This is a genomic window from Streptomyces sp. NPDC048696, from assembly GCF_043198895.1.
In the GTDB taxonomy this organism is placed as follows: domain Bacteria; phylum Actinomycetota; class Actinomycetes; order Streptomycetales; family Streptomycetaceae; genus Streptomyces.
Genome location: NZ_JBICVJ010000014.1, coordinates 186,080 through 200,808, shown reverse-complemented (window position 1 = coordinate 200,808; position 14,729 = coordinate 186,080). Strand labels below are relative to the sequence as shown.

The following is a 14,729-nucleotide window of genomic DNA, read 5'->3' as shown; positions in this document are numbered from 1 at the left end:
CAAACAAAAATAAAAAACAATCACAAACAACAATAATTCTTGGGGTAGCACTACCCCACTAACACACACAAACTCGCCCCAAAATGGGGGGGCGCCCCCCCCCCCCGCGCCCCCCCCCACTCAAGAACAGGAACAGCCCACACAAGAAACAGGAACAGGCGGACTCACCCCGCCGGGGGCACCGCCCGGTCCAGCAGACCCGTGCGCGCGGCCAGCGCCGCCGCCTCCAGCCGGGAGCCGACCCCCAGCTTCATCAGGACCCGCTGCACATGGGTGCGCGCGGTGGACGGCGCGATGCCCATCCCGGCCGCTATCAGCCGGGTGTCCTCGCCGTCCGCGACCCGTACCAGGACCTCGACCTCGCGCGGGGTCAGCATCTGGAGCAGCCGCTGCCCCTCGTCGTCGGGCTGCGCCACCGGGTTCAGGAGCTCCGCGAACGCGCCCTGGAGCAGCCCCGGCGCCACCGCCGCCTCGCCCGCCCTGGCCTTCACCATGGCGCGCTCCACCCCCTCGATGCGCTCGTCATGGCGTACGTAACCGGAGGCGCCCGCGGCGAAGGCCGCCGCGATCCCGCGCGGGCTCGGCACCGGGCCGAGCACCACCACGGCCACCTGCGGCCGCTCCCGCTTGATCCGCACGATCGGGTCGAAGGCCCCCGGCTCGGCCGGCGCGGCCGTGCCGAGCAGGCACACCTCCGGCGCCCGCGACACCACCAGCTCCGCCGCCCCGGCCACCGGCGCGGCCGCCGCGAGCACCCGGTGCCCGCGGAGCTTCAGTGCCGAGGCGAGCGCCTCGGCGAGCAGTCGGTGGTCGTCGACCACCATGAGCCGCACGCCCATCGAGCAACCCCCATCCCCCCGGGGCACGTTGCCAACCCCCTGGCCCGGCCCTTCCCTGCCCCGGCAAGCTACACGCTTGTTCGACGTCGCGCGCCCCTTACCGGTGAGAAGACGCCCGGATTGCCGAAATCCCCGCCATTCAGGACTACTTGCCGGACATCCGGGTTCACCCAGGTGAGCAAAGGGCCCCGGCCGCGGAGGAGTACTCCGCGGCCGGGGCCCTCGCCACCGGGATGTTGACGCGCTGTCAGCCCGTGCCGAGACCGATCAGCAGGTATCGCTTCTCGTCGGTGATCGTGCTCGGCTTGGAGACCATCGTCGCCGACATGAAGAGCTTGCCCTGCAGGAACCGGATCTCGCCGTACTCCGGACCGAACTGCGAGAGCGCGTCCCGCACCGAGGTGTCCGCCGGGTTCTGCATCAGGACCGTCTGCTTGAAGCTGCCGCCGTCGATGCTGACGATCTGGCTGCCCTTGTCGTACGGGGCGTTCTTGAACGCGATGACGTTGTTGCCGTCCATCCGCAGCGGCGCCAGCGCGGAGCCGTCGCCCGCGTCGGCCTTGCCGTTCACCAGCTGCCCGGTGGCCAGGTCGAACGCCAGGATCTCGTTGGTCCGGCCGCCGTCACCGGTGCTGCCCGCGTGCTGCTCCGTCGGGACGAACAGCTTGCCGCCGCCCGCCGCGACCGAGTTGCACTTCTCCACCTGGGTGGAGCCGCACCGGGCGGCGTACTTGTCGCCCGGCGCCGGGATACGCGCCAGCAGCTTGCCGGTCTTGTCGTCGATCGAGAAGAAGTCCGAGATCCCGCTGCCGTCACCGGCGGTGTCGCCGACGTCGGCGGCGACCACCAGCGGCTGGGCCGAGACGATGTGCGCGTACTGGACACCGGCCGGCATCTTGTACGAGGAGACGGGCGCGCCCGTCTTGGGGTTGAGCGGCTGGATGGTGACCGTGGGTTTGTCGTAGTCGCCGCACTTGCGGACCGCGACCAGCGCGTCGCCGCCGCCGTAACCGGCGTCCTTGCACTGGTCGGTGGTGATCTTCGGCTGCCACAGCAGCTTGCCGGTGGCCAGGTCCCAGGCGGAGCCGCCGGAGGTGCCGCCGGTGGCGACCGTGCCGGCGCCGATGGTGACCTCGTCGTACGTCGTCTTGCGGTCGCCGTCCTTGACGGAGTTCGTCCAGGCCAGTTTCCCGGTGCCGAGGTCCAGCACGGCGACCTCGGTGCAGCGCGCGTACTTCTCGCCGTCGGCCTTCGGGCCCTCGTAGACGATCGCGGTCTTGCTGTCGGAGGTGACGTGCGTGGTCGCCGCGCAGACCGCGCCGGGCAGCGGCAGCTTCCACAGCTGGGTGCCCTTGGCCGGGTCGTAGCCGACGATCTCGTTGACGCCCGACTTGGCGTACACCTTGTCGGTCAGCCAGGAACCCTCCACCCGGACCATGTCGGTGACCTTGGGCTCGGGCACCTGGAAGAGCACCTTGGAGGCGACGTCGGCGGCGGGCTGCTCCTTGCCGCCGCCCCCGGTCGCACTGCCGCCGGCGTCCTTGCCGCCCGTGCCGCCCTGGGTGGAGCCGGACTTGGACTCGTCCTTCTTGCCGTCGTCCTTGCCGGCGTACCAGATGCCGCCGCCGACGATCAGCGCCACCGCGACGACCGCCGCGATGATGATCGTGGTCTGGCCGCTGAGCTTCTTGCCGCCGCCGGAGCCCGGGCCGCCCGCGGGCTGCATGGGCTGGGTGACGGGCTGGCCCGGGTAGCCGTACCCGGGCGCGCCCGGCTGGCCCTGCGGCTGGCCGGGGTAGCCGTAGCCCGGCTGGGCCGGGGGCGCCGGCTGCGGATAGCCGTACGCGGGCGGAGCCTGGACGGGCGGCTGTGCGGGCGGCGTCGGCGGCATCGCCGGGGGCGGCGGCGTGGCACCGCCGAAACCGCCGCCCGCCGGGGGCGTGGGCGCGCCGAAACCGCCGGCCGGGGGCGGCGTCGGGGCACCGAAGCCGCCCGCCGGGGGCTGCTGGGGCGCGCCGAAGCCCTGCGGCGGCTGGTCGCTCGGCTGCTGCGGGGGCTGCGGCGGCTGTGGGGGCTGACTCATGACGTACGTACCTCTGCGGAAAGGGAGGGGACGGAAGCGGGCGCGTTCATCAGTTGCCGAAGCCCATCAGGGCCTTTTCCTTGGTGTCGCCCTTGGGGCTGGACACCCGGCCGTTGAGGATGAACAACCGGCCGCCGGAGTAGGCCACGTGCTTGGAGAAGAAGCCGCTCTCGATGTTCGCGGTGGACGCCGGGTTCTGCAGCACCACGCTGGGCTTGCCGCCGCTCGGCGCGATCGACGCGACCGCGCCGCCCTGCCCGGAGGTGGGCGCGATGTACGCGAGCAGCTTGCCGCCCTCGACCTGGAGCGGCAGCATCGTGCGGCCGTCGCCCGGGCTCGAACGCCACTTCTCCTTGCCGGTGCCGAGGTCGAACGCCACGATCACGTTGGTCCGGCTGTAGCCGTCGCCGCCGCCCTGCTTGGGCTCGGTCGGCAGATAGAGCGTGTCGGCGTCGGCGGCGGTGCCCAGGCAGCCGCGCAGATCGCGCTCCATGATCGCCCAGCCGCACTCGGGCTGGAAGCTGTCCTTGCTGTCGAGCTCGGAGCGGACCGAGCCGTCCGGCTTGAACGTCGTGATGTTGTACTGCTTCTTGTCCTTGTTGGTCAGGTAGACCACCAGCGGGTCGACCGAGAAGACCCGGGCGACCTTCCAGCCCTTGGGGAACTGCTTGGTCCACTTGGCCTTGCCGGTCGCCGGGTCGAGCTCCTGGACCTGGTCCATGGCCTGCGAGTCACCGCCCACCGTGCAGCTGCCCGCCGCGATCAGCTTGGCGCCGCCCGCGAACGCGTCCGCCCGGCAGTTGCCGTCCTTCGTGCCGCCGAAGACCTTCTTGCCGTCGGTGACCGAGAACCCGCTGACGGTGCCCATCCGGGCCAGCGACACCGTGTTGCCGGAGATCGCCATGTCGAAGCTGGTCATGATGTCGAAGAGGCCCTCCGACGGCACCGGCACCTTCCAGCCCGCCTTGCCGGCCGCGAGGTCGACCTGCTGGAGCTGGTTGCACTTGGCGTTCTTGGTGTTGTTCTCCTGCACACCGATGACGATCTTGCCGTCGGCGGTGGTCTCGTGCGGCGCGCCGCACAGCGGAGCGTCCAGCGGCACGCTCCACTTCTGCTTGCCGTCGGTCACCGAATAGCCGGTGACCTCCTTGTACATCGCCTTGACGACGGTGTCGCCGACCACCCACGGGCCGTACTGCTCGGCGCCGTTCTGGGTCAGCTGGGTCGCGTTCTCCTGGAGCCAGACCTTCGCCTCGCCGTCCTTGCGGCCCGCGTTGAGGTCGTCCCCGCCGGAGCGGCCGTCGCCCTTGCCGTCACCGAGGTCGGCCGACGGGGAACCGGACGGCTTGGCGTCCTGGCTCGCCTTGGCGACGGGCTTCTTGTCGTCCGAGCCCTTGGTCGCGAAGTACACGCCGCCGCCGATCACCAGCAGACCGGCCACGGCCGCCGCGATGATCACGGCGGGCTTGCCCTTGAACGGGTTGCGGCCACCGCCCGGCTGATCCGGCATCGGCGCGCCCGGGTACTGCGGCTGCGTCGGGTAACCGCCGTAGGGGCCGGGCTGCTGGCCGTACGGGCCCGGCTGCTGCGCGTACGGGCCACCCTGGCCCGGCGCCTGCGGATAGCCGTAACCCGGCTGGGCCGCGGGTGCCTGCGGGTAGCCGTGACCGGGGGCGCCGGCCGGTGCGCCCTGCGGCGGCGTAGGCGGCATCGCGGGCGGCGGGCCCGCGGGCGGCGGCGGCATCTGCGGCGGCTGTGCGGGCGGCACGGGCGTCCCCGGAGGCGGGTCCATGGGTGCCCCGAAGCCCCCCTGCGGCGGCTGCTGGCTGGGCGGCTGGGTCACAGCGTGTATCCCCCTTCGTGCGGACCGTTGCCCGAACGGACTCCCCCGCGTCTCCGGAGCGGAATCGGACATGGTCCCGCACAGTTTGCGTCAGTCGAGCGGGGCTTCTTTCTATCACTCGGGCCCCTCGAACAACGGGCCGGTCCGCCCCTGTTCCCAAGGGCGGACCGGCCTGTGATGCGCCTGTTATGCAGTGTGCACGTGCTCTTTACGGATCCTCACGCGACCTTGACAGCATGCGGTTCCGCGCCACTTGAGGGGCGCGGGGCTGTGTCGATTTGCGGCTCCGCCGCGGTGGGGGTCCCCCTGTTCGAGCGGAGTCGAGAACTTGGGGGAGCGAGCAGCCCGGCACGGTCCGCAGCCGAAGATCGCGCCCTTCCAGCGAAGCGCTACGCGTCCTCCGCGAGTTCCAGCCAACGCATCTCCAGCTCGTCGCGCTCGCCGATGAGTTCGCGCAGCTCCGCGTCGAGCTTCGCGACCTTCTCGAAGTCCGTGGCGTTGTCGGCGATCTGCGCGTGCAGCTGGGTCTCGCGGTCCGAGACCTTGTTCAGCTGCCGCTCGATGCGCTGGAGTTCCTTCTTGGCGGCGCGGCTGTCGGCGGCCGAGGCAGTGCCCGCCGGCTTGGCGGCGACCGGCGCGGGGGCCGGGCCCGCCGCCTCGATCATCCGCTTGCGCCGCTCCAGGTACTCGTCGATGCCGCGCGGCAGCATCCGCAGCGTGGCGTCACCGAGCAGCGCCCACACATGGTCGGTGGTGCGCTCGACGAAGAACCGGTCGTGCGAGATGACGACCATCGAGCCGGGCCAGCCGTCGAGCAGGTCCTCCAGCTGGGTCAGCGTCTCGATGTCGAGGTCGTTGGTGGGCTCGTCGAGGAAGAGGACGTTGGGCTCGTCCATGAGGAGCCGCAGCAGCTGAAGCCGACGCCGCTCACCACCGGAGAGGTCCCCCACCGGGGTCCACTGCTTCTCCTTGCTGAACCCGAACTGCTCGCAGAGCTGCCCGGCGGTCATCTCCCGGCCCTTGCCGAGGTCGACGCGGTCCCGGATCTGCTGCACGGCCTCCAACACCCGCAGCGAGGCCGGGAGTTCGGTGACGTCCTGCGACAGATAGGCGAGCCGCACGGTCTTGCCGACCTTGATCCGCCCGCCGGCCGGCTGCGTCTCGCCGTCGGTACGGGCCGCCTCGGCCAGCGCCCGAAGCAGCGAGGTCTTGCCCGCGCCGTTCACCCCGACCAGGCCGATCCGGTCGCCCGGGCCGAGCTGCCAGGTCAGATGCTTCAGGAGCACCTTCGGCCCGGCCTGGACGGTCACGTCCTCCAGGTCGAACACGGTCTTGCCGAGCCGCGCGTTGGCGAACTTCATCAGCTCGGAGGTGTCGCGCGGCGGCGGCACATCGGCGATCAGCTCGTTGGCGGCCTCGATGCGGTAGCGCGGCTTGGAGGTACGGGCGGGGGCGCCGCGCCGCAGCCAGGCCAGCTCCTTGCGCATCAGGTTCTGCCGCTTGGCCTCCTCGGTCGCGGCGATCCGCTCCCGCTCGGCCCGCGCGAACACGTAGTCGGAGTACCCGCCCTCGTACTCGTAGACAGACCCCCTCTGCACATCCCACATCCGGGTGCAGACCTGGTCCAGGAACCAGCGGTCGTGGGTGACGCAGACGAGCGCCGAGCGGCGGGCCTGGAGATGGGCGGCGAGCCAGGCGATGCCCTCCACGTCCAGGTGGTTGGTGGGCTCGTCCAGGACGATCAGGTCCGGCTCGCCGATGAGCAGCTTGGCCAGCGCGATACGGCGGCGCTCACCGCCGGAGAGCGGGGCGATGACGGTGTCGAGCCCGTTCTCGAAGCCGGGCAGGCCGAGCCCGCCGAACAGACCGGTGAGCACATCGCGGATCTTGGCGTTGCCCGCCCACTCGTGGTCGGCGAGGTCCCCGATCACCTCGTGCCGGATGGTCGCGTTCGGGTCGAGCGAGTCGTGCTGGGTGAGCACGCCGAGCCGCAGCCCGCCCACATGCGTGACCCGCCCGGTGTCGGCCTCCTCCAGCTGCGCGAGCATCCGGATGAGGGTGGTCTTGCCGTCTCCGTTACGACCGACCACCCCGATCCGGTCCCCTTCGGAGACGCCGAGGGAGACACCGTCGAGCAGGGCACGGGTGCCGTACACCTTGCTGACTGCCTCGACATTGACCAGGTTGACGGCCATTTCACTCCTGTGAAGGGGGGCTGAATCGCCCTCAAGGTTACGTGCTGCGGTACCCGCTGGGGGCGCGGGGAACTGCGCGCTCAGCCACGCACGGTCTGCGGCCGAAAAGGTTGTTCTTCGCCTCCGGGACCGGTGGGGCTGGTCGCGCAGTTCCCCGCGCCCCTAAAAGCTCGTGGCCGAGCCGGAGACGATCGTCGCGCCAGGGGCGGGGGACGTCGCCGTCCGGGCGCTCCGGCACGTGCCGGACGCCATCAGCGCCTCGGCGATCCCCCGCGCCGCCTCCGCGCCTTCGGCGAGGAACGCCGTCGTCGGGCCCGAGCCCGAGACCAGGGCCGCCAGGGCGCCCGCCTTCGTGCCCGCCGCGAGCGTGTCCTTGAGGGACGGGCGCAGGGAGACGGCAGCGGGCTGGAGGTCGTTGGACAGCGCGCCCGCCAGGGCGAAGGGGTCGCCCGTGCGCAGCGCGGCGAGCAGCACCGGATCCGCCTCCGGCGGCCCCGCGTGCGGCGTGAGGCGGTCGAACTCCGCGTACACCGCCGGGGTGGACAGCCCGCCGTCCGCCGCCGCGAAGACCCAGTGGAAGGTGCCGCCCACCTCCAGGGGGGTCAGCCTCTCGCCCCGGCCCGTGCCCAGCGCCGCCCCGCCGACCAGGCTGAACGGCACGTCGCTGCCGAGCTCCGCGCAGATCTCCAGGAGCTCCTCGCGGGACGCGCCGGTGCCCCACAGGGCGTCGCACGCCACCAGCGCCGCCGCGCCGTCCGCGCTGCCGCCCGCCATGCCGCCCGCGACCGGGATGTCCTTGGCGATGTGGAGGTGGACGTCCGGTGAACGCCCGTACCTCGCCGCCAGGAGCTCGGCCGCCCGGGCCGCCAGGTTCGTACGGTCGAGCGGGACCTTGTCCGCGTCCGGGCCCGTGCAGGTGATCCGCAGGGCGTCCGCGGGCGTGGCCGTGACCTCGTCGTACAGGCCCACCGCCAGGAACACGTTGGCCAGGTCGTGGAAGCCGTCGGGGCGGGCCGGGCCCACCGCGAGCTGGACGTTGACCTTGGCGGGGACGCGGACCGTCACCGTCACTTCTTGGCCTCCGCGATCCGGGCGAACTCCTCGACCGTCAGCGCCTCGCCGCGCGCCTGCGGCGAGATCCCGGCCGCGACCAGGGCTTCCTCGGCGGCGGCCGCCGAGCCCGCCCAGCCGGCCAGCGCGGCCCGCAGGGTCTTGCGGCGCTGCGCGAAGGCCGCGTCCACGACCGCGAAGACCTCCGCCTTGGTGGCGGTGGTCTCGACCGGCTCCGCGCGCCGGACCAGCGAGACCAGGCCCGAGTCGACGTTGGGCGCGGGCCAGAAGACGTTGCGGCCGATCGACCCGGCGCGCTTGACCTCCGCGTACCAGTTGGCCTTGACCGACGGCACGCCGTACACCTTGTTGCCGGGCTTGGCCGCGAGCCGGTCGGCGACCTCCGCCTGGACCATGACCAGGGTGCGCTCGATGCTCGGGAAGCGGTCCAGCATGTGCAGGAGGACGGGCACGGCGACGTTGTACGGGAGGTTCGCGACCAGCGCGGTCGGGGCGGGGCCCGGAAGTTCCTGGACCAGCATCGCGTCGGAGTGGACCAGCGCGAAGTGGTCCTTCTTGGCGGGCAGCCGGGCCTCGACCGTGGCCGGCAGCGCGCCCGCGAGCACGTCGTCGATCTCGACCGCCGTCACCCGGTCCGCCGCCTCCAGGAGCGCCAGCGTCAGCGAGCCGAGGCCGGGCCCGACCTCCACCACGACGTCGTCGGGCCGCACCTGCGCCGTCCGTACGATCCGGCGGACCGTATTGGCGTCGATGACGAAGTTCTGACCGCGCTGCTTGGTGGGGCGTACGCCCAGCGCTGCGGCCAGTTCACGGATGTCGGCGGGGCCGAGGAGGGCGTCGGGCTCAGTGGTGCTCACCGATACAGCCTACGGCCGCAGTGCGGCCACGGGCTCGACCCCCGCTGTACGTAGAGCTTCTTCGCCCGGAACGTCTGCTCGGCGGCGCTGGCGTGCTGCGGCAGCCCGCTGCCGCCGAGCGCGTGCCAGGTCTGGCCGTCGAACTGGTAGAGCCCGCCGTAGTTCCCGGTCGCGTCGACCGCGCCCGGGCGCCCGCCGGACTCGCAGTGGGCGAGCTGGTCCCAGTTGAGGTGGTCGGCGCCGCCCACCGAGCTGGGCAGCGGCTTGGTGCCGATCCGGACGGTCTGGGTGACGGGTCCGCGCACCACCTGCTCGGCCACCTTCTTCGGCTTCTGCCGCACCCCGTTGACGGTCCGCAGGGCGTAGGTGACCTTCCGCAGCCCCTGCTGGCCGGGCCGGTCGACGACCTCGGTGCCGGTGAACAGCGACTCGTCCTTCGTCTTCTCGACCTCGTACGGGATCGGCTCGGCGCGCACCTCGCGGGTGCCGGTGATGCGCATGACGGTGATCGTCTGGCCGTCGCGCGGGAACGCCGAGGGCGGCACCGAGGTGGTGTCCTCGCCCTGGAGGGAGATCCCGGCCTCGGCGACGGCCTCGGCGACGGTCGCCGCGTTGGTGCGGATGGTGCGCTCGCGGCCGTCGGCGAGGAAGGTGACCTGCCGCTCGGTGCGCACGTCCAGGCCCATCCCGGCGCGGCCGATGGCCGAGGAGCGGGAGGCGGAGAGGTAGGCGCCCTCGGCCCGCACGCCGAGCTGGCGCAGCGCCCCGTCGACGGTCTGCGCGGTGGTCCACACCTGGCGCCGTTCGCCGTCGAGGGTCAGGGACACGGGCCGGCCGTAGCGGACGACGACCTCGTCGCCGCTGGTCAGGGCCTCGTGGCGGCCCGGGGCCACGATGTCGTGGTCGCCGACCGCCACGTGCTGGTCGGCCAGGAGCTCGTCGACGCTGTCGGCGAAGGTGTGCAGGGTGCGCGGGACGCCGTCGACGGTGAGGCGTACGGCCTTGTCGTTGGCGAGGAACGCGGAGGTGCCGCCCGCGAGGAAGGCCACCACCAGGGCCTGCGGGATGAGCCGGCGCAGCGCGTCGGGGCGGGCGGAGGCGAGCGGGCCGCCGGCGCTCCTGCGGCGCCGCGCGGCCCTTCGCGCCCCGGCCCGCCCGCCCGGGTCCGAGCCGCCGGGGTCGGGGTCGGCGGGGTCCTGGCCGCCCCCTTCCGGTCCGTCGCCCTGCCGGGGCAGCAGGGGCACGGCCACCGTCTCGCGGGTGTCGAGTGCGACAGACGGCGGATACGGCGACTCGGCCGTTCTGGTGGCGGCGCGGCGGCCGCCGCGCGCGGCTCTGTGACTGCCCTGCGAAGTGCTCACGGTGCTCCAGAGGTCCGGCCGTTCGTCCCGTCGAGGCCGGGACATTAGCGGAGCCGCTGTGACTCTCCAAAGCGATTCGACTACGGAGCGTCGTCGCGCTACCCTACGTTCCGCCATCCGGGGGCATCGGCTGTTATCCCTCAGTAATCGAATGCGCGCGCAGTGTTCTCCGCGACGGCCGCGGCCAGCGCGTCCTCATGGATGCCCTTCACCGCCGCCATGGCCCGTACCGTGATCGGAATGAGATACGGCGCATTGGGCCGTCCGCGGTACGGCGCCGGGGTGAGGAAGGGCGCGTCCGTCTCCACCAGGACCAGTTCGAGCGGAGCCACGGCGAGCGCGTCGCGCAGCGGCTGGGCGTTCTTGAAGGTCATGTTTCCGGCGAAGGACATGAAGTACCCGGATTTCGCGCAGAGTTCCGCCATTTCCGCGTCACCGGAATAGCAGTGGAAGACCGTGCGCTCCGGGGCGCCCTCTTCCCGCAGAATGCGCAGCACATCCGCGTGCGCCTCGCGATCGTGAATGACGAGCGCCTTGCCGTGCCGTTTGGCGATCTCGATATGGGCCCGGAAGGAGCGCTCCTGGGCGGCCATGCCGTCGGCCCCGGTGCGGAAGTAGTCGAGGCCGGTCTCGCCGACGCCCTTGACGTGCGGGAGGGCGGCGAGCCGGTCGATCTCGCCGAGCGCGTCGTCGAGGGCCGCGTCGCCGCCGGGCGTGCGCGCCCCCTGACGGGACCAGCCGTCGGGATCGCCCAGGACGATCCGGGGCGCCTCGTTGGGGTGCAGGGCCACCGCGGCCCAGACGCTGTCGTGCGCGGCCGCGGTCTCGGCCGCCCACTGCGACCCCTTCACGTCGCAGCCCACCTGGACCACGGTCGTCACCCCCACGGAGGCGGCCTTGACCAGCGCCTCCTCCACGGTGGTGCCCTGCATGTCCAGATGGGTGTGCGAGTCGGCGACCGCGATCCCGAGCGGTTCGGGCAGCGGCGGCGGGGCATCCTTGGCGGCACTCATGGAGCCGATCCTATGAAAGCCCCCGGGCCGTCACTTCTTGTGGTGGTGGAAGGGGTGCAGGAGGTCCGAGAGGTGCCAGTGGTGGGCGGGCTCGGTCGCGGCCTCGTCGGCCGCGGGCTCCGCCGACGCGGCCGACGTCGGCCGGTCCGGCTCGGGGTCGCCGCCGGAGCCGACCGGCCCGGCCGGCGCCTGGTGCGTGGAGTGATGCGCGAGCCACTGCTTCACGGTGGAGACCCGGCCGGCGCGCAGGGTGCGCACCACGTGCCCGCCGCAGTTCATGCAGGTGGGGTTGGACAGCGGCGACGGCACCCGTTCCCCGTCGGCCTTGTAGACCACGAACGGCTGGCCCTTCCCGTCCACGTGGTGCTCTATCTCGTACGCCTGTTCCCAGCCGTACCCGCACCGCATGCACGCGAACGCGTACTCCTCGTGTGCAGTGGTCTCAGCGATCTCACTCATGTGCCGGCTCCTCTTGTCCGCTGGACAAGCTCTTGCGAGCGCTCCTTGCGAAGCGGGGGCGGAAAACGTCCCCGATCCATGGGACGCCTTTCGCCGCCAAAACGCATCAGGGGCTGTCGAGTGTTGGTGCCGTCTTGGCCTTTCCTAGGCAAAAGCCCCGGTCTGCGGCCTACGCTTTACTTTTCGCGTTACGTTTCACGATAGTCCTTTACCGTCCCCCGGTGCCGCCCGTGCCGCGTTCTTTGCCGCCACCACCGCGTCGAAGACCTCGCGCTTGGGCAGGCCCGCATCGAGAGCCACGGCCGCGATCGCCTCCTTGCGCCGCTCGCCCGCCTCCTCGCGCACCTGCACCCTTCTGACCAGCTCCTCGGCGTCCAGCTCGGCCGGTCCGCTCTCGGCCGCGCCCTCGACGACGACGGTGATCTCACCGCGTACGCCCTCGGCGGCCCACTCGGCGAGGTCCTTCAGCGTCCCGCGCTTGACCTCCTCGTACGTCTTGGTCAGCTCGCGGCAGACGGCGGCGCGGCGCTCGGCGCCGAAGACCTCGGCCATCGCGGCGAGCGTGTCGTCCAGGCGGTGCGGGGCCTCGAAGTAGACGAGGGTGCGGCGCTCGTCCGCGACCTCGCGCAGCCGGCCCAGGCGCTCGCCCGCCTTCCTCGGCAGGAAGCCCTCGAAGCAGAACCGGTCGACCGGCAGCCCCGACAGGGCGAGCGCGGTCAGCACCGCCGACGGCCCGGGCACGGCCGTGACCTTGATGTCCTTCTCCACGGCCGCCGCGACGAGCCGGTAGCCGGGGTCGGAGACGGACGGCATCCCGGCGTCGGTCACGAGCAGCACGCGCGCGCCGCCCTCAAGCGCCTCGACGAGCTCGGGCGTACGGGCGGACTCATTGCCCTCGAAGTACGAGACGACCCGCCCCGAGGTGTGGATGCCGAGCGCCCGGGTCAGGCCGCGCAGCCGCCGGGTGTCCTCGGCGGCGACGACGTCGGCCCGCTCCAGTTCGGCGGCGAGCCGCGGCGGCGCGTCCGCGATGTCGCCGATGGGGGTCCCTGCGAGTACGAGTGTTCCGGTCACCCCGCCATCCTCCCAGCCCCGGGCGCCCCGGGTCGCCCCGGCGGGATCGGGCCCGGCCACGGGACTCGCACAGACGCTTTCCCTACGATGGCGCGGTGACCAGTACAGCGCCACAGACCCTTGAGGGGCAGGCCGCCGGCGACGCGCCGCCCGGCTGGCAGGACCGGCTGCGCCGCTTCGGCTACTCCGCGCCGCCGAGAACCGGGCTGCGCGAGCGCCTGGTGCCCCCCTACACGGAGCCGTCCGGGCAGCTGTGGTCGGTCCTGCGGGTGCCCCCGACGGTCGCCGGGTATCTGGTGCGCTGGTCGGGGTGGGTCGGGCCGCTGCTCGTCACCCTGGTGGCGGGTCTGCTGCGGTTCTGGCGGCTGGGCAGCCCGGACGCGGTGATATTCGACGAGACGTATTACGCCAAGGACGCCTGGGCGCTGATCAACAACGGCTACGAGGCCGCCTGGCCCAAGGACATCGACAAGTCGATCCTCCAGGACCCGTCGTCGGTGACCATCCCGGCCGACCCCGGGTATGTGGTGCATCCGCCGGTCGGCAAGTACCTGATCGGGCTGGGCGAGAAGTGGTTCCACTTCACCCCGTTCGGCTGGCGGTTCGTGATGGCGGTGCTCGGCACGCTCTCGGTGCTGATGCTCTGCCGGATCGGGCGGCGGCTGTTCCGCTCCACGTTCCTGGGCTGTCTGGCGGGCGCGCTGCTCGCGGTGGACGGGCTGCACTTCGTGATGAGCCGCACCGCGCTGCTCGACCTCGTGGTGATGTTCTTCGTACTGGCCGCCTTCGGCTGCCTGTTGATCGACCGGGACCGGGCGCGGGCCCGGCTCGCGGCGGCGCTGCCCGAGGGCGCGGACGGCGAGCTGCGCCCGGACGCGAAGGTGGCCGCCACCCTGCGCTTCGGTCGGCGGCCCTGGCGGCTCGCGGCGGGCGTGATGCTGGGCCTGGCCTGCGGCACCAAGTGGAACGGCCTGTACGTCCTGGTCTTCTTCTGCGTGATGGCGGTGCTGTGGGACGCGGGCGCGCGGAAGACCGCGGGCGCGGTGCGGCCGTACCGCGCGGTGCTCAAGAAGGACGTGTTCCCCGCGTTCGTCTCGACGGTGCCGGTGGCCATCGCGACCTATATGGCCTCCTGGGCCGGCTGGTTCATGACGGACAAGGGCTACTTCCGGGACTGGGCGCACGGCCGCGCGGGCCTGTCCCCCGACCATGTGAAGCTGCCGCTGATCGGCGATGTGAGCCTGCCGCAGTTCGGCATGAGCTGGATGCCGGAGTCGCTGCGCAGCTTCTGGCACTACGAGTCCGAGGTCTACAGCTTCCACGTCAATCTGACGGACAAGCACACCTACCAGTCGAACCCGTGGAGCTGGCTCGTCCTGGGCCGCCCGGTCTCGTACTACTACGAAAGCCCGTCGCCCGGCACCGACGGCTGCCCGGCGAACACCGCCGACAAGTGCGCGCGCGAGGTGCTGGCGCTCGGCACGCCGCTGCTGTGGTGGGCGGCCTGCTTCGCCATCCTCTATGTGCTGTGGCGCTGGGTGTTCCGGCGGGACTGGCGGGCGGGCGCGATCGCCTGCGGCATCGCGGCGGGCTATCTGCCCTGGTTCCTCTACCAGGAGCGCACGATCTTCCTCTTCTACGCGGTCGTCTTCGTGCCGTTCCTGTGTCTGGCGGTGGCGATGATGATCGGCGCGATCATCGGGCCACCGGGCTCGGACGAACGCCGCCGGGCCATCGGCGCGATCGGCGCGGGCGTGCTCGTCCTGCTGATCGTCTGGAACTTCATCTACTTCTGGCCGCTGTACACGGGCACCGCGATCCCGCTGGATTCCTGGCGGAACCGGATGTGGCTGGATACCTGGGTGTGAGCGTCGCGTTCCGGTAACGGGCGCCGCCGCTGTCACTGCTGTCACGTAATGTTCCTCCCAAGCAAT

The 14,729-nt window shown here is 71.9% G+C and carries 11 protein-coding genes; 1 reads left to right on the top strand and 10 read right to left on the bottom strand.

The annotated features are described in order from the left end of the window. Positions 1 to 164 precede the first annotated feature (164 nt). From ACGFRG_RS27765 to rsmI, 10 genes are all read right to left on the bottom strand, one after another. Entirely contained in the window at positions 165 to 839 is a 675-nt protein-coding gene (locus ACGFRG_RS27765) for a LuxR C-terminal-related transcriptional regulator (RefSeq protein ID WP_361427410.1), read from the bottom strand. Between the two features lie 247 nt (positions 840 to 1,086). Then, a complete protein-coding gene (locus ACGFRG_RS27760; protein ID WP_361427407.1) occupies positions 1,087 to 2,922 on the bottom strand; it encodes a PQQ-binding-like beta-propeller repeat protein in 1,836 nt (611 codons plus the stop codon). 49 nt (positions 2,923 to 2,971) lie between these two features. After that, positions 2,972 to 4,765 carry a PQQ-binding-like beta-propeller repeat protein gene (locus tag ACGFRG_RS27755; RefSeq protein WP_361427404.1) on the bottom strand — a complete coding sequence of 598 codons (1,794 nt, stop codon included), beginning with the start codon at positions 4,763 to 4,765 and terminating at the stop codon, positions 2,972 to 2,974. A 389-nt stretch (positions 4,766 to 5,154) separates the two neighbouring features. Beyond that, entirely contained in the window at positions 5,155 to 6,960 is a 1,806-nt protein-coding gene (locus ACGFRG_RS27750; protein ID WP_361427401.1) for an ABC-F family ATP-binding cassette domain-containing protein, read from the bottom strand. 162 nt (positions 6,961 to 7,122) lie between these two features. After that, positions 7,123 to 8,031 carry a 4-(cytidine 5'-diphospho)-2-C-methyl-D-erythritol kinase gene (locus ACGFRG_RS27745; RefSeq protein WP_393268247.1) on the bottom strand — a complete coding sequence of 303 codons (909 nt, stop codon included), beginning with the start codon at positions 8,029 to 8,031 and terminating at the stop codon, positions 7,123 to 7,125. Beyond that, positions 8,028 to 8,888, bottom strand: a complete 861-nt coding sequence (gene rsmA / locus ACGFRG_RS27740; protein WP_361427395.1) for a 16S rRNA (adenine(1518)-N(6)/adenine(1519)-N(6))-dimethyltransferase RsmA — start codon at positions 8,886 to 8,888, stop codon at positions 8,028 to 8,030. The genes ACGFRG_RS27745 and rsmA overlap by 4 nt, the downstream gene beginning before the upstream one ends. Further along, a complete protein-coding gene (locus tag ACGFRG_RS27735) occupies positions 8,885 to 10,249 on the bottom strand; it encodes a ubiquitin-like domain-containing protein (RefSeq protein ID WP_393268244.1) in 1,365 nt (454 codons plus the stop codon). The genes rsmA and ACGFRG_RS27735 overlap by 4 nt, the downstream gene beginning before the upstream one ends. A 140-nt stretch (positions 10,250 to 10,389) precedes the next feature. Beyond that, positions 10,390 to 11,262 carry a TatD family hydrolase gene (locus tag ACGFRG_RS27730; protein WP_361427389.1) on the bottom strand — a complete coding sequence of 291 codons (873 nt, stop codon included), beginning with the start codon at positions 11,260 to 11,262 and terminating at the stop codon, positions 10,390 to 10,392. A 30-nt stretch (positions 11,263 to 11,292) separates the two neighbouring features. After that, complete coding sequence (locus ACGFRG_RS27725; protein WP_361427386.1) at positions 11,293 to 11,721, bottom strand: hypothetical protein; 429 nt, start codon at positions 11,719 to 11,721, stop codon at positions 11,293 to 11,295. Positions 11,722 to 11,916: 195 nt separating this feature from the next. Continuing rightward, a complete protein-coding gene (gene rsmI / locus ACGFRG_RS27720) occupies positions 11,917 to 12,795 on the bottom strand; it encodes a 16S rRNA (cytidine(1402)-2'-O)-methyltransferase (protein ID WP_361427383.1) in 879 nt (292 codons plus the stop codon). A 95-nt stretch (positions 12,796 to 12,890) separates the two neighbouring features. Here rsmI and ACGFRG_RS27715 point away from each other — a divergent pair, with 95 nt between their 5' ends. Then, positions 12,891 to 14,663, top strand: coding sequence for a dolichyl-phosphate-mannose--protein mannosyltransferase (locus ACGFRG_RS27715; protein ID WP_393268241.1), 1,773 nt, complete (start codon positions 12,891 to 12,893; stop codon positions 14,661 to 14,663). The last annotated feature ends 66 nt before the right edge of the window (positions 14,664 to 14,729 follow it).

Bases quoted from the DNA above. Each gene is read 5' to 3' on its own strand.
- ACGFRG_RS27765 (WP_361427410.1), bottom strand. From the start codon at position 839: ATGGGCGTGCGGCTCATGGTGGTCGACGACCACCGACTGCTCGCCGAG.
- ACGFRG_RS27760 (WP_361427407.1), bottom strand. From the start codon at position 2,922: ATGAGTCAGCCCCCACAGCCGCCGCAGCCCCCGCAGCAGCCGAGCGAC.
- ACGFRG_RS27750 (WP_361427401.1), bottom strand. From the start codon at position 6,960: ATGGCCGTCAACCTGGTCAATGTCGAGGCAGTCAGCAAGGTGTACGGC.
- ACGFRG_RS27730 (WP_361427389.1), bottom strand. From the start codon at position 11,262: ATGAGTGCCGCCAAGGATGCCCCGCCGCCGCTGCCCGAACCGCTCGGG.
- ACGFRG_RS27725 (WP_361427386.1), bottom strand. From the start codon at position 11,721: ATGAGTGAGATCGCTGAGACCACTGCACACGAGGAGTACGCGTTCGCG.